The organism is Chthoniobacter flavus Ellin428 (assembly GCF_000173075.1).
GTDB classification, from domain to species: domain Bacteria; phylum Verrucomicrobiota; class Verrucomicrobiia; order Chthoniobacterales; family Chthoniobacteraceae; genus Chthoniobacter; species Chthoniobacter flavus.
Map to the genome: position 1 here is coordinate 19952 of NZ_ABVL01000011.1, position 23344 is coordinate 43295.

The following is a 23344-nucleotide window of genomic DNA, read 5'->3' on the forward strand; positions in this document are numbered from 1 at the left end:
GAAAAAAGTGCCCGCGAATTACGCGAATGACACAAATGGGCGTATTTTTCATTGGCGTCATCTGTGTGATTCGCGGGCCAAATAATCTCACTGCCGCTTTATTTCACAGTCTCTCAGGATTTCTCCCAAGGCGGTCGCAGCTTGGGCGGTTCGGTGAGAAATTCCAGTCCATCGCGCAGCTTGCCTTCCTTGGTGAAGAACGGGTGATAGCCGACTCCGTTGATGCCGTTGCCATCCGGGCAAGTCGCGCCGGGTGGCAATCGCCTTGCCCTCGCGAATGACCCAGCCCATCCAGCCAAACCCCGCGGCGGACAGCATCTCCGAATAAAACCGCACGACCTCCGCGCGCACGAGATCATCCATCGCGCCGGGGAAAGTCTCGTTCACCAGAAATGGTTTGCCCTCGTCCTTGCTCATCGCGGTGAAGGACGTGATCAGCGCTTCGAGATTGTTGCGATGATGTCCGTAAGGATGGCCATTCAACACGTCCACCAGCGGCGCGAAGGTGGTGATGTTCACGCCGGACATCGTGCCGATGGTGATCGGTTGTTGCACGCCGCACTCGCGCGCGGTGGCCGCGATCTGGCTCAGCCATTGGAATTCCAGCGTGCTCCGATCGCGCGAACCCGGTTCATTGCACAGATCCCAGATGAGCACGCGATCGTCCTTGGCCAGTGCCTTCGCGATGGTTTTCACGTATTCGAAATGAGGAGTCCAATCTCCGGCCAGCGGCGTTCCGAGGTAATCCAGCTTCCGATCATGCCAGTGATTGAACAGGCACGGCATGACCTTCATGCCCTTCTCCGCGATCCCCGCCACGGCGTCGAGAAACCGCTCCGTCATCTTGTCCGGATCGAGCTTCCACGCCGCGTATTCGATCCACAGGCGGATGCAATTGGCATGCACCTGTTTTGCCAGCGCCACCTCTTCACGAAAGCGTGCGCCATCGTAAAGCTGCCACGCTTCCACGACGTTCGCACCCCACGAAGGCACGATGCCGAAACCGCGCAACCAGCCGTAGTTGGGATAAACATGCAGCGTCGGTTTCGTTTCGGCGCCCAAGGCGGAGGGCGCGATGTGCGAGGCCGCGGCGCCGAGCAGGGCGCTGCCGAGGGTCTTCAGCGTCTGGCGGCGGGAGAGGTTCATAGTTACTCGGGTTTGAGGGTCAATTCGGCGGGTGCTGTGGTCAGCGCCGCCTGGGGAATGGTCAGCAGATTAGCCGCATCCGGACGGACTTTCCCTGACGCAAACGCGTGACCCTCGCGCGAAAGTTGCCAGGCGTAACTTTTGCCGTGCTCGACCTTGAATTGCTGCCAGCGCCGCACGGTCACATCGGCGGTCGCCTTGTCCGGCATGCCGATCGAACCCGTGATTTCGGGATGCGCGATCCAGAGCTGCATGTCGAATTCACCCGGCGTGTCGCGCTCGCTCTTCCAGCGAAAGTAGGCATTCATCTGGCCGGAGTTGTCGTAATCCACCGGCGTATTCAGCCATGGGCAATGCCCATCGCTCGAGGCGTGGGTGAAAACCGGGTAAGCCTCGTTCTTGCGGATTTCGAGCCACGGATAGGCCAGCGCCACTTCACCGGTGGGATACTTCGCGATGGCGACGCTGTAGGTGGTGTGGCCAAACGGCCCCCAGCAAAGCATCAGCGGCAGATGCCCGGCCTGCGCGGCTTGCACGAGCGCGGGCTGGGTCACGGACCACGTGTCGGTCTGCGAGGAGAAATCGGTGATGACCGGCGGATCGGGCATGCCGGCGGCCGCCGCCCGGAGAAGCCAGGCGTCGCGCTCCGTCTGCGGCGCATCCGGCGCTGGCGAAGGACCGAAGCCCCCCATGCGGCTCGAAGCGTAATCGGTGCCTGCGGGCACGTTGGCGCGAATGGCGGCGAATATGTCGCCGTGTGGCATTCCGATGCCGAGGGTGCCGCAACCGCCCATCGACACGCCGCAGAGATAGATGCGGTTGCGATCGATTTTGTGATTCGTCACCACCCACTCGATCGTGTCGAGCACGCGCAATTCGGCGGGCGTGGGCGCGTTGGTGTGCTTCGGGTCGTTCGGCTTGATCTGCTTCCAGCCCCACCACTCGGCATTCGTCGAACTGAGATAGAGCGAGTAGAAATCGTCCGGCGAGTTCGTCATCACCGTGGCCGGATCCTCACGGTCCTGGATTTTGCGTCCGAGGCAGCCGTATCCGAGGTAATCGAAGGCCGTGCGATTCGCCGAGTGGAGCACGACGCAGAGCGGCGCGTTCGCGCGCGGATGCTTCGGTGCCACGAGATAAAAGCAACAATGGTTCTGTTGTCCCACGCCGGTTTCGCCATTTGGCGGCGCGATTCATTCTCCGCTCGCGCCAGCCGGATAACCCCACGTCTCCCGCGGGCCGTGTACATAACGCTCGACGGTGCGGCCGTCCTTGGTTTGCGTGGTGGTGTTGGTGGAATCCAGCGTGGGCGGCCAGCTATTCGCGGAAGCCTGCGCGAGGGAAGAGGTCGTCCACAATAACGGGAGCAGCAGGGCGGCGCCCGCCGCTCGAAGAGTGTGCATTTTCATTTCCAGAGAGGATCGATCTGCTCGCTGTTCCACTTGTCCCACAGCGCGGAGAGTTCCGTCACACGGGCGGCGTTTTGCGCGGCCATGTTGTTCGTCTCGCCAACGTCGTGCGCGAGATCGTAAAGCTGCCATTCCTTGCTGCCCTGGCGGAGCAGTTTCCAGTCACCGTGCCGGAGTGCATTCTTGCGGCCGACGCGCCAGAAGAGCGTGTCGTGCGGTGCGGCTGTCGTCTTACCGGTAAGCAACGGGAGGAGGTCGACGCCATCGAGCTTGGCCTGCTCGGTCTCCGCCCCGGCGAGTTTCAACGCGGTCGCCGTCAGATCCATGGAAATGGCGGGAGCATCGATCGTGTGGCCCGCGGGGATCTGGCCTTTCCAGGAAACGGCGAAGGGAATGCGAATGCCACCATCCCACAGGTCGCCCTTGCCGCCGCGCAGCGGGAGGTTGCTCGAGGTGAGTTCTTTCGTCGGCCCGCCGTTGTCGCTGAGGAAGACGACAAGCGTATTTTCTTCGAGGCCATCCGCGCGCAATTGCGCGCGGACCTTGCCGATATCTTCGTCGAGGTGGGCCAGCACCGCGGCGAAGATCCGGCGCTGGATGTCGCCGATGTGCGAGAACTTCTCCATGTACGTGTCCTCGCCCTGCAAAGGGCTGTGGACCGCGTTGTAAGCGAGATACAGGAACCACGGCTGCGCCTGATGCCGGTCGATGAAGGAACAAGCCTCGCGGGTGAAGGCGTCGGTCAGATTGGCCTTTTCTTCCACGGGCTGGCTGTTGCGCAGGAGCGGATTATCGGCGTCGTAGGCGGGTTCGTTTTCGTGGAGATCGGTGCTCCACACGGTGTGTCCGTCGGGTGAAGTCCAGCGGCCTTGTGAGCCATCGGGCAGGGCTTTGCGGCGCAGCCAGGTCGTCGCGCCGGACCAGGGCGGAGGGAGATAGAAATGGCCCTCGTGGAGGAAGCCGAAGAACTCGTCGAAGCCGCGCCGCTGCGGATGAAACGGCGCGGTGCCGCCGAGGTGCCATTTGCCGACGAGACCCGTGGCGTAGCCGACATCGCGCAGGCGGTCGGCGACGGTCTTTTCGTTCACCGGCAGGCCGGTCCCCGGGTCGGCATTCTTGGCGCCGATGGGATTGTACTCGAAGCCGAAACGCGTTTGATAACGACCGGTCATCAGCGCCGCGCGCGAGGCGGCGCAGAAAGGCGCGCTGACATAGCCGCTGCTGAAGCGCACCCCGCTGGCCACGAGCTTGTCGATGTTGGGCGTCGGGATGTCCTTGCCGCCGTAGCAGCCCGGTTCGCCGTAGCCGAGATCGTCGGCGACGATGAAGAGGATATTTGGCCGCTTCGGCGCGGCGATGGCCAGTTGCGCGCAGAAGAGGAAGAGGGTGAGGATGACTGAGGCCTGGGGGAGACGTCTCATGGGAATTTAAAGCTATAGCAGTTTAAGCAATACTGCGTCCGCGTTTTCACAGTATTGAACTCCGCTACAGCACCCCGCCTCTGGCGCGATAGCCGGCCGTCGACGGAGCGCTTCCCTCCAGCTCCGATTCGGGAACGAGTTCCGAGAATCGGCATCCATCGCTCAGCGCTTTTGGAAAATGTCGCTGGTCACCAGGCTTTCGATGAGCGAGGCGAGCTTGTAATCGCTTGCCTTGGCTTGCTCGGTCACTTTGCGCAATTCGGCGCGGTCGGAGAAGGTCGTGCCGCGGCGCAGCGCATAGGTCGCGAGCTTCTCGGTGAAGGCGTTGGCGAATTTATCCGTGTCATCGAGCAGGATCTTCTTCAGCTCGACGGCATCCTTGAAGGTGCGGCCATCGTAGAGCTCGCCGCTCGGGTCGATCTTCGGATCTTCACCGGTCCCGGCGTGCACGGTCTCGACGGTCCGCCAACGGCCGATGGCGTCGTAATTATCGAACGCGAGGCCGAGCGGATCGATGCGCCGATGGCACGCCGCGCAATTCGCGTCCGAACGATGTGCCTCGAGTTTCTGGCGCACCGTGGTCTTCCGGGAATTGGCATCCGGCGTCGAGAGCGCAGGGACATTCGCCGGTGGTGGTGGCGGCGGCTTGCCGATGATCGACTCCAGCACCCACACGCCGCGATGCACCGGGCGATGACGTGTGCCGTCAGAGGTGAGGCTCAGGACTGCCGCCTGGGTGAGCAGACCGCCGCGATGATCCTCCGGCTTGAGGGTCACGCGCCGGAAATTGTCACCCTCCACGCCATCGATCCCGTAGAACTTTGCCAGGCGCTCGTTGAGCATCGTCCAGTTGGAATCGAGGAATTCGCGCAGGCTGGCATTGCGGTGCAACACATCGGCGAAGAAGTCGACTGTCTCATTGATCATGCTCTTCTCGAGATACTCGTCGTAATCGGGGTAGAGCACTTTGTCCGGTGGAAACATGCCCACGCGTCGCAATTGCAGCCACTGGCGGGGGAAGGACGACGCGAAGTCCGCGGCTTTCGGATCGGCGAGCATGCGGCGCACTTCTTCGCGCAGCGTCTCGCGCTCATGCAGCTTGCCGGCGTGGGCGAGCTCGAGCAGATGATCGTCCGGCATGCTGCTCCAGAGGAAATAGGAGAGGCGCGAGGCGAGCTCGTAGTCGTTGAGCTTGGGCGAAGGCGCCACGGGCTTGCCTTCCTCGATGTAGAGGAAACTCTTCGCGCACATCACCGCGGAAAGCGCGGTCTTGATCGAGCCCTCGAAGTTATCGCCGAGTTGCTGGGCCTTTTCGGCGAGCTTCACGTAGCGGTCGAGTTCGTCATTCGTCACCGGCCGGCGCCAGGCGCGTTCGGTAAAGCGGCGGATGATCTCGCGAGCATAGGCGGAATCCTTGGTCGCATTCTCCCCGCCGAAGAAGATCTGCTGGTGCGCAGCCGTCGGCCACGAGTCCACGATCGGGCCATCGACTTCGATGTAGTCGATGAGCAGGAAGGGCAGGATCGGCTTGCCGTCGTCGTCCGTGAATTTCATCTGCCACGGAATGCGCGACTGCAGGCTGGTGAAGGCGATGGTGTTCGGGCCGGGCCGCGAGCGGCGGGCCTCGGGATTCGGGCCGGGCACGGAATTCACGATGTGCACGGGATGCTGCCCGGGCGGAAGGTGCGTGCGGAATTCGATGACGATCGGCTTGTCCTCCGGCGTGTCGATGTCCTGCTCGAAAAGCGTGCGGCTGATATCCGCGGCGTAGAGGCGCAGGCGCGGGGCTCGGCCGCCGGGCGGGCGCAGGCCGCTCAGCTTCACGCGGACGATGTATTCGCCACCGGTCTTGATGTTGAACGTGCGATCGTCGAGCGCGCCGTTGTTCGGCACGATGTCCGCGCGCACCTGGTTGGCGATGCCTCGGGCTTCGTATTCCTTTTCGAGCCCCTTCCAGCCGCCGCCGCGCAGGTCGAAGGCGGAAATGTGCGTGAACTCGCGCTTCGGCGCCGGCCCGAGGGAAAGCGCTTCGCTGAGCACGGAATCCGCGGCGGCGAGATACTTCTCGATGTGGGCGGGCGAAATGGTGAGCACGGAGCCGATGCGCTGGATGCCGTGCCAGTCCGGATCTTCCGGCAGGCCGGTCGGATCGGTGACGTCGAAATTCACGCCGAGCAGGTCGTGCACGGAATTGGCATATTCCTCGCGGGTCAGGCGGCGCAGGGCCACGCGCTCACCGGCGGAGGATTGCCGGGCGGAATCGGCCTCCACCAGTTGGCCGGCGATGTATTCGGAGACGCGCGCGATGTCCTCCGGCTTGGGCCGCTTGTCCACATCATCCGGCGGCATGTCGCCGGAGTTGATACGGTTCATGATCTCCTCCCAGTGCCCCATGATCTTCGGCGAATCGAAATCGATCATCAGGTTGTCCACCCGCAGGTCGCCCTTCTGTTTCTTTTCGCCGTGGCACTTCGTGCAGTTCTCCTTGAAGAAGGGACGGACGATTTTCTCGAGATTTTCCTGGGCCTGTGCGGCGGCATGGGCCGACGAGAGGCCAGCGGACAACAGGGCCAGGCCAGACGCGGCTACAGAACGGAGGGAAAACAGAATGCGACGATGCACGGCAGGGAAGACACGCGGGAGGGGCATTTCTTAGCCATTTCCAGAGGCGGCGCAAGCGATCCAGGCACCCTACTTCTTCGCCGTGGCGAGTTTTTTGGCCTGCTGTTCGGTGGCGGCTTTGTGCGTGTCTTCGCCGATCCAGATATCGGTGCAGTGCGCGGGCTGGCCGCTTTGTTCGCTGGTGCGATCGACGAGCAACAGGTCGCCTACGGCGAGGTCGGTGAGCTTCACTTGCTTGTCGCCTTTCCACACGCGCGTCTCGGGCGTGACGAGCAGGATGCTTTGCCCGAGGTCGGGCTCGAGTTCCATGTCGCCGTTGTAATTCTTCATCTTCGTAAGCTGCCAGCCGACGTCGATACGGCCCTGATCGAGCTTGAGTGCCGTGACGCGAAGCGTGGTGTTCTGCGAGGCGAGGTGGCTGAAGTCATCGCTCACCGTCCACGCCTGGCTGAAGGCGCCGTTGTGGTCCTGGTAGAGGCCGAAGGTGCAGCGCGTGCCGATGGGGATATCGGCGAGCGTGGCGTTGGCGTTGAGATATTGCACGCTGCCGCCGGGCACGAGGGTGAACTCCACGGTCTCGCCGGTGCGATCGGTGCGGAACTGGCAGGTGTGTTTTTCGGCGTCGACTTTCACGAGTTCGCCGAGGACGCGATGCTCGGAATACTGCGGCGGCTTCTGCCCGGGCTTGAGCTTGAACCACGGCAGCGTGTCGTTGCCATAGTCGGTGCGATACGGGTACTGCAGCGGATATTCCTTGGCGGTGTTCTCCTGGATCTCGGAGTTCGTCGGGCCGCGGTAGCCGTAATTCATCAGGCCCTGGCCATAAGGCGGATCCTTGATCGTCCAGCCGCTGCCGAAGACCCGCACCACGCGACCGCGACGGAAGCCTTCGAGCATGTAGGCCACCTGGATGACGACCTGCGTGCCGCTGCAGCCGTAACTTTCGGTCGGCACCTTGCTCACTTCCACGATCGAGCTCTTCTCCTTGTCCACCGGCGGATTCCACGTCCGCAGCTCTTCATTGGCCACGCAGAGGGCGACATCCTTGCCGACGGCGAGATCGTCCGCATAGGTCTTCTTGAAAGTCGGCACGTCGTCGCTGAAGAGCGTGACAGTGACTTTGTTGCCCTCGGTCTTGTTGATCCAGCCGGGCAGACCGAGCTTTTTCACGCGCTCGGCAAATTTGGCCGTTTGCGCCTCGGTGACTTTCTGGTGCGTCTCGGCGCCGACCCAGATATCCGTGCACACGCCGGGGCTCGACGCGCTACGGCCTGTGAGATCGTAGAGCAGTTCGTCACCCGGCTTGAGGTCTTCGAGCTTGATCTGCTGGTCATCCTTCCACACGCGCGTGGCGGCATTGACGTGCAACTCGGCCTTGCCCAAGTCGGGCTGGTTTTTCGGGATGCTCTGCTTGGTGGCGAGCAACTTGCCCTCGCCGAGTTTCACCTCGTCGAGCTTGTAGGAAAAGCTGTGCCCGGCATCGATGCTGAACTGGTCCTGCATCGTGGCCAGCCGGGTGAAATTCCCGTGGCCGTCGTCGTTGAGGAAGAAAAGGAAATCCGTGCCGAGCGGCACATCGCGCAGGTCGGCCTCGGCTTTCAGGAAATGGACCGAGGCGTACGGCGGCATGAAAAATTCCACGACCTCACCCGTCTTGCTGACGCGGAATTGGCCGGTGCGATGGATGAAGTCCGCGCTGATCAGTTCGCCATTGATGCGCCGGTCCGAATGGTGCGGCGGAAATTCCAGCGGCTTCGGCTGATACCACGGCAGATTGGCGTTCGCGAAATCGGTGCGGAAAGGATAGCGCGGGTCGGTCTTCGCGGCGTCATCGGCGGCCAGGGTAAGCGACACCGGCCAGAGCACTACGGATAAGAGAAGGAAAGAGCGGGGGAATGTCACGGAGGGGCAGGATGGAGTGGTTCGGTTTGCTTGGTCTTGGCGCCAACACTCTTCACCGGGCAAACGGCGTCTGATTAGCCAAATTTGTCGAACGAGGAGATTTCTTCCCGGATCTACCCAGCCATCGGCCCGGGCTGGTCGTCCTACGGAAGCGGAGGCAAGGTGGTGGAATCGCTCTTCTGCGGGATGTCCTCGAAGGAGCGGCGCACCTGCTCGATCTGCTGGCGGTAGTGCTCGGCGTCCCCGTAGTCGAAAAAGAATCGGTAGCGGCTGTGGATGGATTTCACGCGCAGGGCATGCTTGATCGGACACCAATACTGCTCGGTGCGGGCGGCTACCTCGGCCGCGTAGGCGAGAACGCCATTACCGTAGGCGCAGTATTCGCAGTTCAGCTTTTCGAGCACGTTGAGATAGGCCAGACGATGGCGATCGAGAAGGATGTAGTCGTCGCGCCGGACCTTCGGAATCCCGTAAATGCCAAAGCACAACGCCTGATAAATCGTGATCACGAGATCGAGGAAGGCGATCGGAATCAGACAGAACCAAATGATAGGTGCGGTGAGGAGGACCAGGAAGGTGGAATCCAGCAGGAATCGATGGATCCGTTTGCTCAGCCGTCGATGCCGGGTATGCGCTTCCTCCGTGAACCGGACCTTCCGTTGCCGGACCTCATACAGAAATTCCGTCTCCTTTCGTCGCAGCTCCTGCATCATCTCCTTTTCCAGCTCCTGCATTTTGTGGAGAAGCGAATCGAGCTTGTCGTTCATGCAACGACCTCTCTACGCGGAGCCGGGCCAGACAGCAATGGTAGTCGACCAGCGACGCGAGCTTCCGAGTGATCCGCGAAGGGATCGACCGCTGATTGCACAGCCTCTACGCGGCCGCGTGGATGGCCTCGGCCACGCGATTTGCGGTGCGCGTCGCGGCATCCTGACCGTGGGGCATGTTGTCGTAGGCGGAACCGGCGAAATAAATGCGCCCGACCGGCGTCCCGATGTGCGGCCACATCTTGTGCAGTTCCCCGAGATGAAAAGCCTGGCGCTCGCAACCGAAACACGTCGGCTCTTCCTTCCACCATTGGTGGACGATGCATTGCTCGATCGTGTCCTTCGCCTTGCCGGGATAGAATTTGCGAAAGGCGGCGAGCGCTTCCTCCGGCGTCTCCACTGGTGCGCCGCTGCCCATCAGCACGCAGCGCTCCCCGGGCACATCATCTGCGGTGCGATAGACGAGGACCATTTTCGAGTCACCGGTTTCGAGGTTGATGCTCGGTACGTCGCCTTCCCAAAAGCGGCTCTTCGCCTGCAACAACACCCGCGATTGCATGCCGATCTTCACGTTCTGGATGGCGTAGGCTTTTTCCGCCGGCCAATCCGGCGTGACCTTGATGCCGTTCAGCAACAGCGGCGAAAGGGAGATCACGAGATAATCGGCGGCGAGCTGCTTCGTCGCGCCGCCCTCCTCATATTCCACACGCACACCCTTGGCATCATGCTCGATGGCGGTGACGGGACAATTCCGGTGCACGCGATCACCGAGCATCTCGGCGAAGGTATCAGGCAGCCGTTGGTTGCCGCCCTTGAGATGATAGACCTCGCGCTGGAAGGTCGGCTGCCCGCGCAGTTTGGCGATGGCAGCCTGCCACAGGCGGAACAGTGCGGACGTATCGGTGCTCGTCGGCGGCTTCTCCGGCGTGCTGCGCCGGCCGCCGGCGATGAAGCGGATCGCGGCCCCCGACGCACCATCCTGGGCCAGCAGGTCACCGAGCAACACATGGTCGAGATGATCGAGTCCCACGCCGAAAGGCTGAAACTCGTCGGTGAACTTTGCCAGGTACGGCGCGAAGTAGAGCGTGCTCAAATCCGTCCAGCCGTGCGCGAGGATGTGATCGATCTCGCGTTGATTAAAGCCGAAGCTGGTCACTGTCGCGCGGTCGGCGAGTTGCTGCTCGGTGTACCATTTCCCGTCGATCTTCCGGTACATGTTCTCCCGCCGCTTCCATGGAAGATAGGGCAGGTTGAATTTCTTCACGTACCGCCAGTACTGCTCGTAACCCTCCTTGGTGAAATGCTCCGCGCCGACGTCGGCGTAGAGCCCGTCGGGCAGAGGGTCGCGAATCGTTTTCACGTGTCCGCCGGTGCGGCGTGAGGCTTCGAGTAGCGTTACGTCGTGCCCGCGCTCCATCAATTCGTACGCGCAACTGAGTCCACCGATGCCCCCACCTGCGATGATGACTCGCTTGCGCGGTGCCGTCGCGGCGGAAACCAGCCCGCCGCTGGCCAGCAAGGCGAGACCGGAAGTTTTCAGGACGTCACGACGGGTATAGGTCTGGGGAGTGTTCATGGGGAGGGATGGGCGAGGGGAAAGCAGGGATTCGCCGACATGTATAAGAATCCCCGCATCGGTGGGTTTCCTAGGGACCGTCGCCTCTGTTACTTCGCTCCCGCTATGCGCTTCCACGCCTTCGTTGTCCTCGCCTCGCTCGTTCTTTGTCTATCGTTGCCCTTGCGGGCCGCGGAATCGTCCGTCGATCCCTTTGCGCCCTATCTCACCGGTCGCCCGCCGGAGATTTTGCGCGACGTGCCCGATAACAGTCCGCCTCCCGAGGGCGTGAGTGTGCGCCGCGTCGTCTTTCGCTCGCGCGAGAATGCCGAGATCTTCGCGGTCATCGTCACGCCGAAGACGGCTGGTCCGCATCCCGGGATGCTCGTGTTGCACGGCGGTGGCGGCAGCGCAGAAATCGACAAGGCGATCGCCTGGGGACAACGCGGCTATGTCGCTGTGGCGCCGGATCTGCCCGGCATCGCCAATCCGCAAAAGCTCACCGAGACCAAGGGCCGTTGGAATACGATGAAGTACGGGGAAGGTCGCTATGTCGCCAGTCCCGATGCCACCGCGAGCCTGCTTTTCGATGCCGTGCTCTCGGCCATGCAATCGCTCTACCTGCTCCGCGTACAGCCGGACGTGGATACCAAACGCATCGGCGTCGTCGGCATTTCCTGGGGTGGCTATATGACGACGATGGTGTGCGGACTCGCCGGTGATCAGGTCCGCGCGGGCTTCGCCATCTTCGGGTGCGGCTTTTACGAACTCACTTCGCAGCAGCCGACGCTGCTGAAGATGCCGCTGGAGGAACGCGAACGCTGGCTGCGCGATCTCGACGCCGGCCGCCGCGCGCCGGGTATCAAGGCTGTCTTCTTCACCGCTGGCGCAGCGAACGATTTCTTTTTCTGGCCGCCCGCCGTGCAGGCCACGCTCGATGCCATTCCGGGAACGAAAAATCATCTCTTCGCGCCGAATGCCAATCACAAGGTGCCGCTGCCCGGTGGCACGGTTTTCCCGAAGGCGTCGTCGGATCCCTTCGTCCCCACGCCTTTCCAGCCTTTCCCCACGCCGAGCGGCAGCAAGGCGAACTGGCTGGCGATGGAGGTGCCTTACTTCGACTATTATCTCAATGGAAAGGGCCAGCCGTTGCCCGTCGTCACGGTCGAGAAAGAGAACAACCCGTTGAGCGCGCGCTTCGACATCGCTTCGCCTCGGCCCATCGCGAAGGTGGAGGTTTACTGGAGCCTGCCCGGCGATTGGATGAAGCGCAACTGGCAGGCTTTGCCGATATCGAAGCTTTCCGATGATCGCTTTGAAGTGAGCTTTCCGACCGAGGCCGCGGAAGGCGCGGATTGGTTTGTCGTCGCGTCGGATGATCGGCCGGTCACCGTCTCCAGCGACTTCATGCACATTGGCAAACCCGCCAAAACACCGGAACATCCCGCGCCATGAAATCGCTTTTCGTTTTTCTCTTCCTCGCCCTGGCAGCGCTCCCGGTGCGCGCCGTGGATCCGCGGGTGGTCATCGTCTTCGGCGATTCCATCACCGCTGGCAGCGCATTGCCCAAGGACCAGCAATCCCAGCTCTGGCTGCGTCTCGTGGAGGCGCGTTCGGAGGGGAAGCTCAAGATGATGAATGAGGGCAAGGGCGGGCGCCCGACGGATTCGCTGAAGGAATTCGATGCCATGCTGCAGCGTCAGCCAAAGGCGGACCTGCTCGTGATCCTGCTCGGGACCAACGATTCCCGCGACATCACCGACCAGTGTGTGCCCAAGGCCGTGGCGAATGAGCGGGCCATGATTACCAAAGCGCGCGACCATTTTGGGAAGGACCTTGCCGTGCTGCTCGTCGGCCCGACGAATATCCGGAAGGACGCGCTCGGTCCAACCAAGCCGATCGCCGATCAGCGTGATGCCAAGTTGCGCGAACTTGGCACCGCCTTCGAGGCGCTCGCTAAGGAGACACAGTGCGATTTCACCAGCCTTTACGGCGTCGTGCCCGCGGCGAGCCTGGCCAAGGATGGCGTGCACCCCGATCCCGCCGGCAACGAAGCCATCGCGCAAGCGTTGCTGCCCAAGTTACTGCCGACGAAGCCGTAGATTGCTTCCTTCGAAACGATGGTGATCCGCTGAAGTTATGCGCAAGTTTCCCCTGTTCGTCCTGTCGCTCCTCGCTCTCGCGCCGCTGCATACACAAGCCGCGACGCCTGCGGAACTTTTCGCGCCGGGCAATCTGCACGCTTGGTGCGTGGTGCCGTTCGATGCGAAACATCGTGGTCCGGAGGAGCGCGCGGAGATGCTGCAAAAATTGAGCTTCCAGCACTTCGTCTACGACTGGCGGGCGAAAGATATTCCGACCTTCGATGCCGAGATCGAGGCGCTGCAGAAGCATGGCATCGAACTGACCGCCTGGTGGTCGCCGACCGCACCGCACGATCCGGTGCTCCAGACAATGCTCGATGTCTTCAAGCGCCACAACGTGCATCCGCAATTGTGGGTGATGGGGGGCGGTGAGCCGACGAAGAGTCCCGAAGAACAAGAGGCACGTGTTGCGCAGGAGACTGAACGCATCCGCCAGATCGAAGCGCTGGCCAAGCCGTACGGCTGCAAGGTCGAGCTCTACAATCACAACCGCTGGTTTGGCGTGATGGACAATGAAGTGGCAATCATCGAGCACCTGAAAAAACTCGGCGTGCACGATGTCGGCATCGTCTACAATTTTAGCCACGGGCACGACGACATCGCGGATTTCCCGGCGATCTGGAAACGCATCCAGCCGTATGTCGTGGCCGTGAATGTCACTGGCATGGTGAAGAACGGCGGCGGGAAACTGATGCCGCCGTCGCAGGGGGACTCCGAGTTGGGGATGCTGAAGGTGATCGTCGATAGCGGTTGGAATGGGCCGGTCGGCTTGATCGCCGAGCAGGGCGGCGATGCGGAGGTGACGCTCGGCAACTATTTGCGCGGGCTCGAGTGGTGCAAAGAGGAGCTCGAGCAACCCGGCTCCGGTGGCCCGAAGCCCGATTTCAAAACGGCGGCGGCAAAGTAAGGCAGTCTCTGCCAAATCGCAGAGCGTATTGCCGCACGAATTGCGTGTGGCGATGTGTCGCGGCTGCGTTTTGGGGTGCGGGGCTGCCGCCTAAGCATTCCCCACATCTTTGCTCGGTTTAGGGACAGGGGGAAAATCGGCTGCGGCTCACTGGGAGGGGGCGACTTTCCAGTCGCCCTGCGTCGCGGAGCGACGCCCTCAAAGAGAGGCGCTGCGCGCATTGGGTTTTCGGTCAGCGACTGGGAAGTCGCCGCTCCCAGTGGCGCCATCCCCTTCGATATCTAAACACCGAGCAAAGATGTGGGTAATGCTTAGGCTGCTGCGCCGCTTTTCGAGGACCGGCTCCCCGGATCGCACGGAAGCGCCGCTCTTGGATTCGAAATTACCGCGTGCCGGGCACGTAGTACGGCCCCATGGCCTCCAGCACCTTGGTGCGCAATTCATCGCCATCGACCGGGCCGTTGTGACGCCAGAGGATTTCACCATTCGCACCGACCAGGACGGTGTGCGGGATGGCGCCGGGCCACTCGGGGTCCAGCGCTTTCATCATGTCGTCCGTGCTGTCGCCATTATAGACGTAGCTGTTCGTGGTCCGGCCTTCGGATTTCACCGCGTTCTTCCCGCGCGCCGACAGACCCGCGCCGTGCTTCTCGAGGAAGGCTTTCACCGGCGCCGGATCTTTCGGATCATCGGCGCTGATCGTGATGAATTCGAAATTGCGCAGGTCGAATTTCCGCGCGGTCGTGACGAGTTCCGGAAATTCCTGCACACAAGGAACGCACCAGGTGGCCCAGACATTGAAGAGCCGTACGCGGCCGGAGCCGTTTTTGCGCAGGGCGCTGACGCCCGCGGTGTCGATCATTTGCACATCGACCGGCGTCTTGTCCCACTTCTCCATTTTCTGCGCGATGCCCGTGCTCTTGCTGTTCCACTTCGTCGAGCAACCGTGCGGCTTGGTCTCGGCCACCGGCACTTCCTTGCCGGCGAGCAGCGCTTCCACGGCATTGCGCGCGTCGGGCGATTTCACCGTCGAGGGATCGGCGTATTCCGAATCGTCGAAGCGCCCTTTGTAGCGCAGCTTGTGTTCGGCATCGAAGAGGAAGACGTGCGGCGTGGCCAGGCAGCCGTAGGCGTGCGCCACGGCCTGCGTCTCGCCGTCGTAGAGATACGGGAAATCGAAGCCCTGATCCTTCGCATATTTCTGCATGTCCTCGAAGCTGTCGTTGTACTTCGAGTAGCCGAGTTCATCGAGGCTCAGGCCTTTCGGATTGTTCGGATTGATGGCGACGAAGACGAACCCCTTGCCCTTCATCTCGGCAATGAGTTGCTTCATCCGGCCCTCCGCGGCGTGCGAGGAGGGGCAATGATTCGAGATGAACGCGATCATCAGCAGCTTCGCGTCTTTGTATTCCGCCAGCGTGTGCGTTTTGCCGTCGATGCCCGGCAGCGAAAAATCCGGCGCGGGGTCGCCGATTTGCAAATCGTGCAGGCCATCCTCCGCGTGAGCGGGCGCAAGGGAGACCAGGGCGAGAGAGAGAAACGCGAGCGTGAGACGGAGAAGTTTCATGGGAGACGCGAGTGGGGAATGAACGGCGAAGAGTCTCCAAGAATACCGTGGACCTCCATTTTTCCTAGCGCCTTCCGTTGTCCTCCGGTTCCGAAATTTTACCACGACAGCGCAGCCGCCGCCGAAGAGCCGCCACGAAGAAGAACCGCGAATGGACGCCAATGAACGCGAATGAAGGAGGCGAAGGCTTTTTTCTATTCGCGTCTATTGGCGTCCATTCGCGGTTTTAAAATCTCGCGCTTGGCGGCCTCGTCGTCCCTCCGGCGTTGTGGCGGGCGATACACGGAGCGCATCCCGTGAAAACGCATCGCCCTGCCCGGACGGTGCCGGACAGGGCGCGTGAATTTTTTCTTTCGTGTGGGATCAGGCGTGCTGGCCGGGGACCATGACCATCCAATTCACGCCGAAGCGGTCGCGCAACATACCGAACGCGGGAGAGAAGAAGGTCTTGGTCAGCGGCATGCTGGGCTCGCCACCGGCGCTGAGCGCATCGTAAATGCGCTTCGCTTCCGCTTCGTTCGAAAGCGTGAGGGCCAGCGAAAAGCCGTCGAACTTCTTTTCGTCGCCACAGCCGTCGGACATGAGGATCTGATTGTTCCCGAATTTGATGTTGGCGTGCATGATCTTCTTGTCCCAGTTGGGCGGCAACGGCATCTGGCTGGGCTCGGGGCTGTCGCTATAGCGCATCATCATCACGACTTCGGCATGGAGTGCGCCGCGATAGAATTCGATGGCTTCCTCGGTGCGTCCGCCGAAGAACAGATAGGGTTGAAGGGAGGTGTCGGACATGGTGGTGAACCTTTCGTTTGGTTTGGTGATTTGGATTCGTCGGCGTCGCGGATTTGTTCGTGGCAATCCACGCGCCGACAAACCAATGACGTTTGGCCCAGCCGCTCCAGGACAGCCAGTTTCAATTTGGTGAACTTTTTTCAGCCGGCCCTGGCGGCCACCTGGGCCTCCAACTCCGCGAGACGGGCTTTGAGAGGTGCGATCCGTTGTTCGATCTCCGCCTCGGTGTAGCGCGGGGTGATGTATTGCGGGCAATTCCAGTCGTAGCTCACGGCGTGGACGAGAAAAAGGCGTTCGATGCGGTGGCGCAGCTCCGGCGTGGGGCTGAGTTGGTCGGCGAGTTCGGGATGCTCGCGGGCGTCGAGGACGCGGGCGTGGCCGAGAATCTTGAGCCGTTCGCGCCCCGGGTAATCCATGAGGAAAAGCGCGACGCGATCGTCGCCTTCGACATTGCCGGTGCTGAGGAGTTGGCGGTTGCCCTTGAAATCGGCGAAGCCGAGCAAGTTCGGCCCGAGAACTTTCAGGAAACCCGCCGGGCCGCCGCGATGCTGGATGTACGGCCAGCCGTCGGCATTGTTGGTGGCCATATAAAAGCTGTCGCGCGTGGCGATGAAGCTGAGTTCCTCCTCGGTCAGGGCATCACGCTCGGGCGCGTCGGCCATGACGAAGTGCCGGCCGAAGTAGCGATCCTGTGCGGCCTGTACGGCGGGCGTGAGGGCCATTTGCATGAACTTGGCGGCCATGCGGAGGAAGTGGATGGTTGATAGTGGATAGTTGATAGCCGTCGCGGGTTTGCAGCATGGGTGCGCAAACGAGGGCGGAGATCACCGGCGTTCCCAGTGGAACTTTCGTTCTGCTTCGGAAATCGGCTGGTCGTTGATGCTGGCGAAGCGGCGCGCCATGTAACCCTGCGCGTCGAATTCCCAATTCTCGTTGCCGTGGCTGCGCCACCACTGGCCCGCGGCGTCGTGCCACTCATACTCGAAGCGCACGGCGATGCGATTTTCGGTGAAAGCCCACAGCGTTTTGCGCAGGCGATAGTCCTGCTCCTTCACCCATTTGCGCCGCAGAAAGGCGACGACTTCCTCCCGACCGTGGAGAAACTCGCCGCGGTTGCGCCATTCGGTATCGGGTGAATAACCGCCGGCGACGCGCTCGGGATCGCGAGAGTTCCAGGCGTCCTCGGCCATCTGCACTTTTTGCCGGGCAGTCTCGAGAGTGAAAGGTGGGAGCGGCAGGCGGGGAGTCATGGCGAAGGTTTCTGGTTTCTGGTCCGCGGCAGTCATAATGCGCCACGCGCCCGCCCCGGCGTTTGGGTTTCACCGGAGCGGAGCGTCATGGGCTGTTGGGTGCGGGTGTTGGTGTTGAGGTGTTGGAGGCGGATGCTTAGACCGTCGCGAGCGTCGGTTCGAGTTCGCCGGGTTTCACTTCCGGAAAATCCAACACGGTGCGGGCGACTTCGTTGGTGTAATTGGTCAGGGTGTTCAGCGCGACGTGCTGGATGATCTCGACGATCTCCGCGTCGTTCAGTCCAGCGCTGCGGGCGTTCTGCAAATCGGCGTCGGCGATGTGGCCGCGCTGCAGCGCGACGGCGCGGGCCAGTTTCAGCGCGGCGTCGAATTTATCGTCCGCCGAGGTCGACCGGCGCGCGGCGAGAACGTCTTCCTTACTCAGGCCAGCTTTGCCCGCGCTCAAAGTGTGGGCGCTCAGACAGTAACCGCAGCCGTTGATTTCGCCGACCGCCAGCGCGATCGATTCACGCAATTTCAAGGGCAGCGAGCCACGCATCAGCGCGCTGCTGAAATTCATGTAAGCTTCAAGGGCTGCCGGAGAATTAGCGAAGACCCGCATGAGGTTCGGCACTTTGCCGAGACGGGCCTCGACCGCGCCGAAGAGCTCCTGCGTTTTGCCTGTGGCCTGGGCAGGGTCGACTTGATGGAGACGATTCATGTCAGTGCAAAAGAAAAGCCAGCGCCCCGGTGATCGCCACGGCATGCAACCAGACGGTGATGATCTGCACCTTGGTATAGGCGCGACCGCTGGCCGTCTCGCTGGGGATATTCGGGTCAGGCCCAAAGAAGCGGTTGAAATTCGCAATCAGATACCCCCCGAGAAGGAGGGTGCCGATGAAGATGGCGAAGAAGACGATCTGAATGATGTGGCCGGGGTCGTTTTCCATGGAAAGGGGCGGATGGTTTGGTTTCGGACTGCCCCTTATATACACAGGAGGCGTGCCAATCGGCTCGGAGGGCCTATTTACAGAGAAAAACAGGCCCTAATTTGCCCGACAAAGTGCACTACGATATTTAGTAATGAACGACTTTTCGTTGCGCCCGCTACGAGTCTTCGTATGCTCGTGGCCTTGTGAATTGCGTCGATTTTCCACGCGTCATGGTCTCCATGGCCGAAGGTCGCACCTTGCCTGACGTGCTCCGGTCGGTCGTCAGCGGCATCGCGGCGTGCAAGAACGTCGTCCTCGCCCGCATCTGGCTGGTCGAGATGGGCGATCTCTGCGCCACGTGTCGTTTCCGCGAAGAGTGCCCTGACCAATCGCGCTGCCTTCACCTCGTATCCAGCGCCGGCAATTCCTCCGATCTCAATCGAGATTTCACCCGCATCGATGGCGCCTTCCGCCGCTTCCCGCTCGGCGAGCGCAAAGTGGGGCGCGTGGCGGCGAGCGGCCAGCCGATGCTCCTGCCCGGCGTCCGCGGCGATGAAGAATGGATCGCGGACCGCGAATGGTTCGCCCACGAAGGCATCCGCACCTTTGCCGCGCAACCGCTCGTTTTCCGCGGCGAAACGCTCGGTGTGCTGGCCATCTTCGACCGCGCCGTGCTCGGGCCGCCGGATTTCGAATGGCTGCGCATCTTCGCCGACCACGCCGCGGTGAGCATCGCCAACGCGAATGCCTTCGAAGAGATCGAATTTCTCAAGCAACGGCTGGAAGAGGAAAACATTTACCTGCGTGAGGAAGTCAGCGCGGTGAATGGCTCCGGCGACATCGTCGGCGGCAGCGCCGTCGTGCGCAAGATCCTGCAACAGATCGACCTCGTGGCGCCGACCGATGCCACGGTCCTCATCACTGGCGAGAGCGGCACCGGCAAGGAACTCGTCGCCCGCGCCATTCACGAGCGCAGCCCGCGGCGCGACCGCCCCATGGTGAAAGTGAATTGCGGCGCCGTGCCCGAGCCGTTGTTCGAGAGCGAATTTTTCGGCCACATGAAAGGCGCTTTCACCGGCGCGATGCGCGACAAGCCTGGCCGTTTCGAACTGGCCAATGGCGGCACGCTTTTCCTCGATGAAATCGGCGAGGTGCCGCTGACCATGCAGGCCAAGCTCCTGCGCGTGTTGCAGGAGCAGGAGATCGAACGCGTGGGCGACACCCGTACCCGCAAGGTCAACGTGCGCATCATCGCCGCGACGAATCGCGACCTGAAACAGGAAGTCGCCGCCGGCCGCTTCCGGCAGGACCTTTTCTATCGGCTGAGCGTTTTCCCGATCGACAATCCGCCGCTCCGTGAGCGCAGCGAAGATCTGCCACTGCTCGCCGAGCATTTCGTCAAAGCGGCCGCGCGCCGCCTCAATGCCCGCGCGCCAAAAATCTCCGCGCCCATGCTACGAATGCTCTCATCGCATTCGTGGCCGGGCAATGTGCGCGAACTGCAAAACGTGATGGAACGTGCGGTGATCCTCAGCCAGGGCGGCCCGCTGCAGTTCGAGAATCTCGGCGCTGCTTTCGGGCCATCCGCGGCGACCGCTCCCGCAGAAAATGTTCCTCTTTTATCGCCTTCCGGTGTCGTCACGCGCGCGGAAATCAAACAGCGGGAAGCGCAAAACATCAGCGCCGCCCTGCAGCAGACCGCGGGCAAGATTTTTGGCCCCGGCGGCGCCGCGGAATTGCTCGGCATGAAGCCGACCACCCTCGCCTCGCGGATCAAGGCGCTGGGGATCAAGGCGCAGAAGGATTGATTGGCTGCTTTTGGAAATGGCATACGCCGTCGTTCTCCTCGCGTTGGCCGCAGCGCTAATCACGTTGGGCATCACGTGGGCAGGCGTCGGCGGCGTTTTGCTGATCTGGCTTGCCGCCAATTTTCTATTGCTCGGAATCGCTCATGTGCGCCGGGCTCACCGACTCTTCGGAAAGCGATCCGACGGCACATTGCCTTGGTGGAGCTGGGTCGCTTTTCTGCCAATGCATCTCTCAAACCTCGCGGTCTGGCATCTTTACCGGCTCGCTAATTCCGAGCCGGTGATCAACGAAATCTGTCATGAGGTGAGCATCGGCCGCCGGTTGTTGAGCCACGAGTTATCCCGCGGTTTTGCGAATTATGTAGACCTGACCGCGGAATTCGCCGAACCGCGCGCTCTGCGCAAAGCCCAGGGTTATTACTCTTTTCCCATCCTCGACGGGACGGCTCCGTCGCTCCAGCGATTGAAGGAAGCTCTCTCCAGCCTGGCACCGGGAAAGACCTTCGTGCATTGCGCGCAAGGGCACGGACGGAGCGGTCTCTTTGCTGTGGCCTATCTGCTTTCCACCGGCCGTATTACCTCCATCGAGGCTGGCTTGAAACTGCTGGCGGAGACGCGCCCGGCCGTTCGTCTCAACGAGGCGCAAATGGAATGCCTTCGGTCGTACACCCAACTTGGGGGTGTCGGCAGCGCGCGACAGAAATAGCATTCGTCAAATTTCTGCCAGCCAGAGCATATTCCGCCTGCGAACCATCACGTTCGCCCATACCTCCTTAAACAAACCCAACTCCATACTCATGCGTACCTATATCGCCGCCCTGGCTCTCATCCTTATCGGCTCCGCCGCTTTCGCCGAGGACAAGGACATCACCGTCACCGCGGGTGATGCTTCGTTGAAAGTCACCGTCCCGAAAGAGACCGAAGTTACCAAGAAAGCCGGCCGCACCATTCTCCACGGGAACAAGTGGTGGATCTATGTGTGGGAAGTCACCGGCGCCAAGACGGTGGCCGAGGCCGTGCCGAATGCCGCGAAAATCATCAAGAGCGAGTTCGTGGAATTCGTTCCTGGCGAGACGAAAGACATCAAGGTCGCCGGTCATGACGCCAAGCATCTCATCGGCAAGGGCGCTGAGGCTGACGACAACGATCCCGGCAGTGCCGACGTGGTCATCTTTACCGATGGCAAGCATGTCTTCGCCGCCTGCGTGCATGGCGAGAAAGACGAAGCCGCGAAAGAGCGCCCTGAATTGCTGAAGGTGCTCAAGTCGGTCAAGCCGTAAGGCGCATCAAGCGGCAGCGGCGCCGTCCCCGGCCTCGGTCACTCCTGCATTTCCAAGATGGCGGTCCCGCGCAAGTGGGGCCGCCATCTTTTTTTTCCGCGTGGCCGAAGGGCATGATGGCAGCGGCATCCTGCCGCTGATCGTCCCAAGCCAACGGCAGGATGCCGCTGTCACATTGAAAACTGCTCCTATTTTCCCGGCGCAAGGCCGAGCGTGTCGGCGTAACTTGCGTCCGTCCGATGCAATTCCTCGAGCAACACCGCACGGAGCTTTTCCAACCGTTCTTTTTGCTCCGGCGTGGCGGCGAGGTTGGTCAATTCCTCCGGATCCTTTCGCAGATCATACAGTTCCTCAATCTCCCCGGCGCGCAGATAGTGGATGTATTTCCAGCCATCCTGCACCACGGCATCGTACCACGGTACATGCTGGTGCTCAGCTTTCTGCGGCTTGTTGCGCAGGATCTTGCCCACGTCCTTGCCATAAGTTTCACCAGTATGCTCGTAGAGGCAGGGATACGGCCAGGCCATGGCCGGATCGCGCAGCAGCGGCGTGATATCGCGGCCGTGCATTTTCCACGGCTGCTCCAATCCCGCGAAAGCAAAGAAGGTCGTGATGAGGTCCACACTGCTCACCACCTGCGGACACACTTTGCCCGTGGCCACCGTGCCCGGCATGGAAACGATAAACGGTGAGCGGTAATTTGCATCGTAAGGGGCGACCTTCATCCGGCAACCGTGCTCACCCATGGCAAAACCCTGGTCCGCAGAATAAACGACGAGCGTATTCTCGAGCTGGCCGGTCTCGCGGAGCGCCGCGATCAGCTGGCCGACGCCGTCATCCACCACGGGCACACATTCGTTCACCTGCCGCACCCAATCCTCGAATCCCTTCTTCTGTTTGCCGGGCTTGCCCGCGCCTTGTACACTGCCGGCCTTGCCGTCTTCGCTGGCTTCGCCACCGCCCGCGGAGAAGACGATGTGTCCATCCTCCGTCCGCGCCCACGCTTGCGTCAGGTTGAGATACTCGGGCTTGCCCGGTCGCGGTGGCAGGATGTCCGCCGGCTCCGGCACGGCGGCGTCTTGGTACATTCCCTTGTTCCGCGCGGGTGGGATGGAAGGCCCGTGAATGTTCCCGTAGCAGAGCCAGAGATACCAGGGCTTCTGCGGATCACGATGCGCGCCGCGGATGTAATCGCACGCCCACTTGTTATAGTTATCCGCGGGATAGCCCGGGATCGTTTGCTCCTCGCCGTTCGCCGCGATGATCTCGTCCTTATAGTACGCACCCGCATTTTCCGGATGCTTCGGACGATTCCAGACCATCTGGTAGTCCCAATCGCGTCCCCAGCCGGCGTCCTCGCCGGTGTGCCACTTGCCGATCTGCGCCGTCTGGTAGCCGTGCTCCCGAAATACCTTCGGCCAGAACGGGCACTGCTGCGGATCATAGGTGCTGTCCGGATATTTCCCCGCCATGCGCATCGACTCGATGCCGTGTGGCCAGTGCCCGGTCAGCAAGGCCGCGCGCGAAGGCATGCACCACGAGCCGAGATACGCCCCTTGGAAACGCACGCCACTCGCCGCCAACGCATCGATATTCGGCGTCTTCACCCAGGGCCACGATTCCGGATAGCCCCCGACGGTTTTGTAGCTCTGGTCATCGGCGAGGATGAAAAGGATGTTCGGCGGCTTGTGATCCGCAGCCGAGGAAGGGGACGCGAGCGCAGCGATGAAGAGGATCGCCACGAGCCATGGGAACTGGGAGGGTTTCATGAGGCGGAGACGCCAAAATAAACCGTCAGCGGTGCGATTCGTTGCAAAGATCTCTGGGATTCTCCCTAGTGACCTCGGCCTGAATGGGTTATCCCTA

Annotated in this window: 21 protein-coding genes; 6 read left to right on the plus strand and 15 right to left on the minus strand. The window is 61.7% G+C overall.

Translation table 11 applies throughout. The annotated features are described in order from the left end of the window. Positions 1 to 87: 87 nt before the first annotated feature. The 8 genes from CFE428DRAFT_RS17860 to CFE428DRAFT_RS17895 form a co-directional block, all read right to left on the minus strand. Entirely contained in the window at positions 88 to 1146 is a 1059-nt protein-coding gene (locus CFE428DRAFT_RS17860; protein WP_006981024.1) for a cellulase family glycosylhydrolase, read from the minus strand. Positions 1147 to 1148: 2 nt separating this feature from the next. After that, positions 1149 to 2279, minus strand: a complete 1131-nt coding sequence (locus CFE428DRAFT_RS17865; protein ID WP_042725265.1) for a PHB depolymerase family esterase — start codon at positions 2277 to 2279, stop codon at positions 1149 to 1151. 60 nt (positions 2280 to 2339) lie between these two features. Further along, positions 2340 to 2549, minus strand: coding sequence for a hypothetical protein (locus tag CFE428DRAFT_RS17870; RefSeq protein ID WP_131989729.1), 210 nt, complete (start codon positions 2547 to 2549; stop codon positions 2340 to 2342). Between the two features lie 2 nt (positions 2550 to 2551). Beyond that, the gene (locus CFE428DRAFT_RS17875; protein ID WP_006981027.1) at positions 2552 to 3976 is read right to left on the minus strand and encodes a sulfatase-like hydrolase/transferase; all 1425 of its coding nucleotides are present in this window, start codon (positions 3974 to 3976) and stop codon (positions 2552 to 2554) included. Between the two features lie 162 nt (positions 3977 to 4138). Then, positions 4139 to 6625: a DUF1592 domain-containing protein gene (locus CFE428DRAFT_RS17880; protein WP_006981028.1), complete on the minus strand. Its 2487-nt coding sequence runs from the start codon at positions 6623 to 6625 to the stop codon at positions 4139 to 4141. Between the two features lie 42 nt (positions 6626 to 6667). Further along, positions 6668 to 8500, minus strand: coding sequence for a hypothetical protein (locus tag CFE428DRAFT_RS17885; protein ID WP_202797459.1), 1833 nt, complete (start codon positions 8498 to 8500; stop codon positions 6668 to 6670). Between the two features lie 143 nt (positions 8501 to 8643). Beyond that, complete coding sequence (locus tag CFE428DRAFT_RS17890) at positions 8644 to 9267, minus strand: hypothetical protein (RefSeq protein WP_006981030.1); 624 nt, start codon at positions 9265 to 9267, stop codon at positions 8644 to 8646. 106 nt (positions 9268 to 9373) lie between these two features. Beyond that, positions 9374 to 10843 (minus strand): flavin monoamine oxidase family protein, encoded by a 1470-nt coding sequence (locus CFE428DRAFT_RS17895; RefSeq protein WP_006981031.1) that lies wholly within the window; start codon positions 10841 to 10843, stop codon positions 9374 to 9376. A 105-nt stretch (positions 10844 to 10948) separates the two neighbouring features. Between CFE428DRAFT_RS17895 and CFE428DRAFT_RS17900 the strand changes: the two genes are divergently transcribed. The 3 genes from CFE428DRAFT_RS17900 to CFE428DRAFT_RS17910 are packed head-to-tail and all read left to right on the plus strand — an operon-like array spanning position 10949 to position 13873. Continuing rightward, positions 10949 to 12277 carry an alpha/beta hydrolase family protein gene (locus tag CFE428DRAFT_RS17900; RefSeq protein ID WP_042725266.1) on the plus strand — a complete coding sequence of 443 codons (1329 nt, stop codon included), beginning with the start codon at positions 10949 to 10951 and terminating at the stop codon, positions 12275 to 12277. Further along, positions 12274 to 12924: an SGNH/GDSL hydrolase family protein gene (locus tag CFE428DRAFT_RS17905; protein WP_006981033.1), complete on the plus strand. Its 651-nt coding sequence runs from the start codon at positions 12274 to 12276 to the stop codon at positions 12922 to 12924. Before CFE428DRAFT_RS17900 ends, CFE428DRAFT_RS17905 begins: the two co-directional genes overlap by 4 nt. A 37-nt stretch (positions 12925 to 12961) precedes the next feature. Continuing rightward, on the plus strand, positions 12962 to 13873 hold the full coding sequence (locus CFE428DRAFT_RS17910) for a sugar phosphate isomerase/epimerase family protein (RefSeq protein ID WP_006981034.1): 912 nt from the start codon (positions 12962 to 12964) through the stop codon (positions 13871 to 13873). A gap of 382 nt (positions 13874 to 14255) precedes the next feature. On the opposite strand, the gene CFE428DRAFT_RS17915 is transcribed toward CFE428DRAFT_RS17910, so the two are convergent. The 6 genes from CFE428DRAFT_RS17915 to CFE428DRAFT_RS17940 form a co-directional block, all read right to left on the minus strand. Further along, entirely contained in the window at positions 14256 to 15440 is a 1185-nt protein-coding gene (locus tag CFE428DRAFT_RS17915) for a redoxin family protein (RefSeq protein ID WP_006981035.1), read from the minus strand. Positions 15441 to 15803: 363 nt separating this feature from the next. Continuing rightward, positions 15804 to 16229 (minus strand): VOC family protein, encoded by a 426-nt coding sequence (locus tag CFE428DRAFT_RS17920; protein WP_006981036.1) that lies wholly within the window; start codon positions 16227 to 16229, stop codon positions 15804 to 15806. Positions 16230 to 16369: 140 nt separating this feature from the next. Next, the gene (locus CFE428DRAFT_RS17925) at positions 16370 to 16972 is read right to left on the minus strand and encodes a pyridoxamine 5'-phosphate oxidase family protein (protein ID WP_006981037.1); all 603 of its coding nucleotides are present in this window, start codon (positions 16970 to 16972) and stop codon (positions 16370 to 16372) included. An 81-nt stretch (positions 16973 to 17053) separates the two neighbouring features. Continuing rightward, a complete protein-coding gene (locus tag CFE428DRAFT_RS17930) occupies positions 17054 to 17479 on the minus strand; it encodes a nuclear transport factor 2 family protein (RefSeq protein ID WP_042725295.1) in 426 nt (141 codons plus the stop codon). A gap of 136 nt (positions 17480 to 17615) precedes the next feature. Then, positions 17616 to 18179, minus strand: coding sequence for a carboxymuconolactone decarboxylase family protein (locus tag CFE428DRAFT_RS17935; RefSeq protein WP_006981039.1), 564 nt, complete (start codon positions 18177 to 18179; stop codon positions 17616 to 17618). A gap of 1 nt (position 18180) precedes the next feature. Further along, the gene (locus CFE428DRAFT_RS17940) at positions 18181 to 18408 is read right to left on the minus strand and encodes a hypothetical protein (protein WP_006981040.1); all 228 of its coding nucleotides are present in this window, start codon (positions 18406 to 18408) and stop codon (positions 18181 to 18183) included. Between the two features lie 212 nt (positions 18409 to 18620). On the opposite strand from CFE428DRAFT_RS17940, the gene CFE428DRAFT_RS17945 reads away from it, so the two are divergent. The 3 genes from CFE428DRAFT_RS17945 to CFE428DRAFT_RS17955 all read left to right on the plus strand — a co-directional run bounded on the left by CFE428DRAFT_RS17945 (position 18621) and on the right by CFE428DRAFT_RS17955 (position 21478). Then, complete coding sequence (locus CFE428DRAFT_RS17945) at positions 18621 to 20198, plus strand: sigma-54-dependent Fis family transcriptional regulator (protein ID WP_006981041.1); 1578 nt, start codon at positions 18621 to 18623, stop codon at positions 20196 to 20198. 16 nt (positions 20199 to 20214) lie between these two features. Continuing rightward, entirely contained in the window at positions 20215 to 20904 is a 690-nt protein-coding gene (locus tag CFE428DRAFT_RS17950; RefSeq protein WP_006981042.1) for a dual specificity protein phosphatase family protein, read from the plus strand. A 91-nt stretch (positions 20905 to 20995) separates the two neighbouring features. Then, positions 20996 to 21478 (plus strand): hypothetical protein, encoded by a 483-nt coding sequence (locus CFE428DRAFT_RS17955; RefSeq protein ID WP_006981043.1) that lies wholly within the window; start codon positions 20996 to 20998, stop codon positions 21476 to 21478. A 188-nt stretch (positions 21479 to 21666) separates the two neighbouring features. On the opposite strand, the gene CFE428DRAFT_RS17960 is transcribed toward CFE428DRAFT_RS17955, so the two are convergent. Beyond that, positions 21667 to 23247, minus strand: a complete 1581-nt coding sequence (locus tag CFE428DRAFT_RS17960; RefSeq protein WP_006981044.1) for a sulfatase-like hydrolase/transferase — start codon at positions 23245 to 23247, stop codon at positions 21667 to 21669. Positions 23248 to 23344: the final 97 nt, after the last annotated feature.

Excerpts from the sequence above, each read along its gene's own strand:
- CFE428DRAFT_RS17895 (WP_006981031.1), bottom strand. The coding sequence starts at position 10,843 with ATGAACACTCCCCAGACCTATACCCGTCGTGACGTCCTGAAAACTTCC.
- CFE428DRAFT_RS17940 (WP_006981040.1), bottom strand. The coding sequence starts at position 18,408 with ATGGAAAACGACCCCGGCCACATCATTCAGATCGTCTTCTTCGCCATC.
- CFE428DRAFT_RS17890 (WP_006981030.1), bottom strand. The coding sequence starts at position 9,267 with ATGAACGACAAGCTCGATTCGCTTCTCCACAAAATGCAGGAGCTGGAA.
- CFE428DRAFT_RS17950 (WP_006981042.1), top strand. The coding sequence starts at position 20,215 with ATGGCATACGCCGTCGTTCTCCTCGCGTTGGCCGCAGCGCTAATCACG.
- CFE428DRAFT_RS17935 (WP_006981039.1), bottom strand. The coding sequence starts at position 18,179 with ATGAATCGTCTCCATCAAGTCGACCCTGCCCAGGCCACAGGCAAAACG.
- CFE428DRAFT_RS17905 (WP_006981033.1), top strand. The coding sequence starts at position 12,274 with ATGAAATCGCTTTTCGTTTTTCTCTTCCTCGCCCTGGCAGCGCTCCCG.
- CFE428DRAFT_RS17930 (WP_042725295.1), bottom strand. The coding sequence starts at position 17,479 with ATGACTCCCCGCCTGCCGCTCCCACCTTTCACTCTCGAGACTGCCCGG.
- CFE428DRAFT_RS17875 (WP_006981027.1), bottom strand. The coding sequence starts at position 3,976 with ATGAGACGTCTCCCCCAGGCCTCAGTCATCCTCACCCTCTTCCTCTTC.
- CFE428DRAFT_RS17945 (WP_006981041.1), top strand. The coding sequence starts at position 18,621 with ATGGTCTCCATGGCCGAAGGTCGCACCTTGCCTGACGTGCTCCGGTCG.
- CFE428DRAFT_RS17860 (WP_006981024.1), bottom strand. The coding sequence starts at position 1,146 with ATGAACCTCTCCCGCCGCCAGACGCTGAAGACCCTCGGCAGCGCCCTG.
- CFE428DRAFT_RS17920 (WP_006981036.1), bottom strand. The coding sequence starts at position 16,229 with ATGTCCGACACCTCCCTTCAACCCTATCTGTTCTTCGGCGGACGCACC.
- CFE428DRAFT_RS17880 (WP_006981028.1), bottom strand. The coding sequence starts at position 6,625 with ATGCCCCTCCCGCGTGTCTTCCCTGCCGTGCATCGTCGCATTCTGTTT.
- CFE428DRAFT_RS17900 (WP_042725266.1), top strand. The coding sequence starts at position 10,949 with ATGCGCTTCCACGCCTTCGTTGTCCTCGCCTCGCTCGTTCTTTGTCTA.
- CFE428DRAFT_RS17915 (WP_006981035.1), bottom strand. The coding sequence starts at position 15,440 with ATGAAACTTCTCCGTCTCACGCTCGCGTTTCTCTCTCTCGCCCTGGTC.
- CFE428DRAFT_RS17925 (WP_006981037.1), bottom strand. The coding sequence starts at position 16,972 with ATGGCCGCCAAGTTCATGCAAATGGCCCTCACGCCCGCCGTACAGGCC.
- CFE428DRAFT_RS17910 (WP_006981034.1), top strand. The coding sequence starts at position 12,962 with ATGCGCAAGTTTCCCCTGTTCGTCCTGTCGCTCCTCGCTCTCGCGCCG.
- CFE428DRAFT_RS17955 (WP_006981043.1), top strand. The coding sequence starts at position 20,996 with ATGCGTACCTATATCGCCGCCCTGGCTCTCATCCTTATCGGCTCCGCC.
- CFE428DRAFT_RS17870 (WP_131989729.1), bottom strand. The coding sequence starts at position 2,549 with ATGCACACTCTTCGAGCGGCGGGCGCCGCCCTGCTGCTCCCGTTATTG.
- CFE428DRAFT_RS17960 (WP_006981044.1), bottom strand. The coding sequence starts at position 23,247 with ATGAAACCCTCCCAGTTCCCATGGCTCGTGGCGATCCTCTTCATCGCT.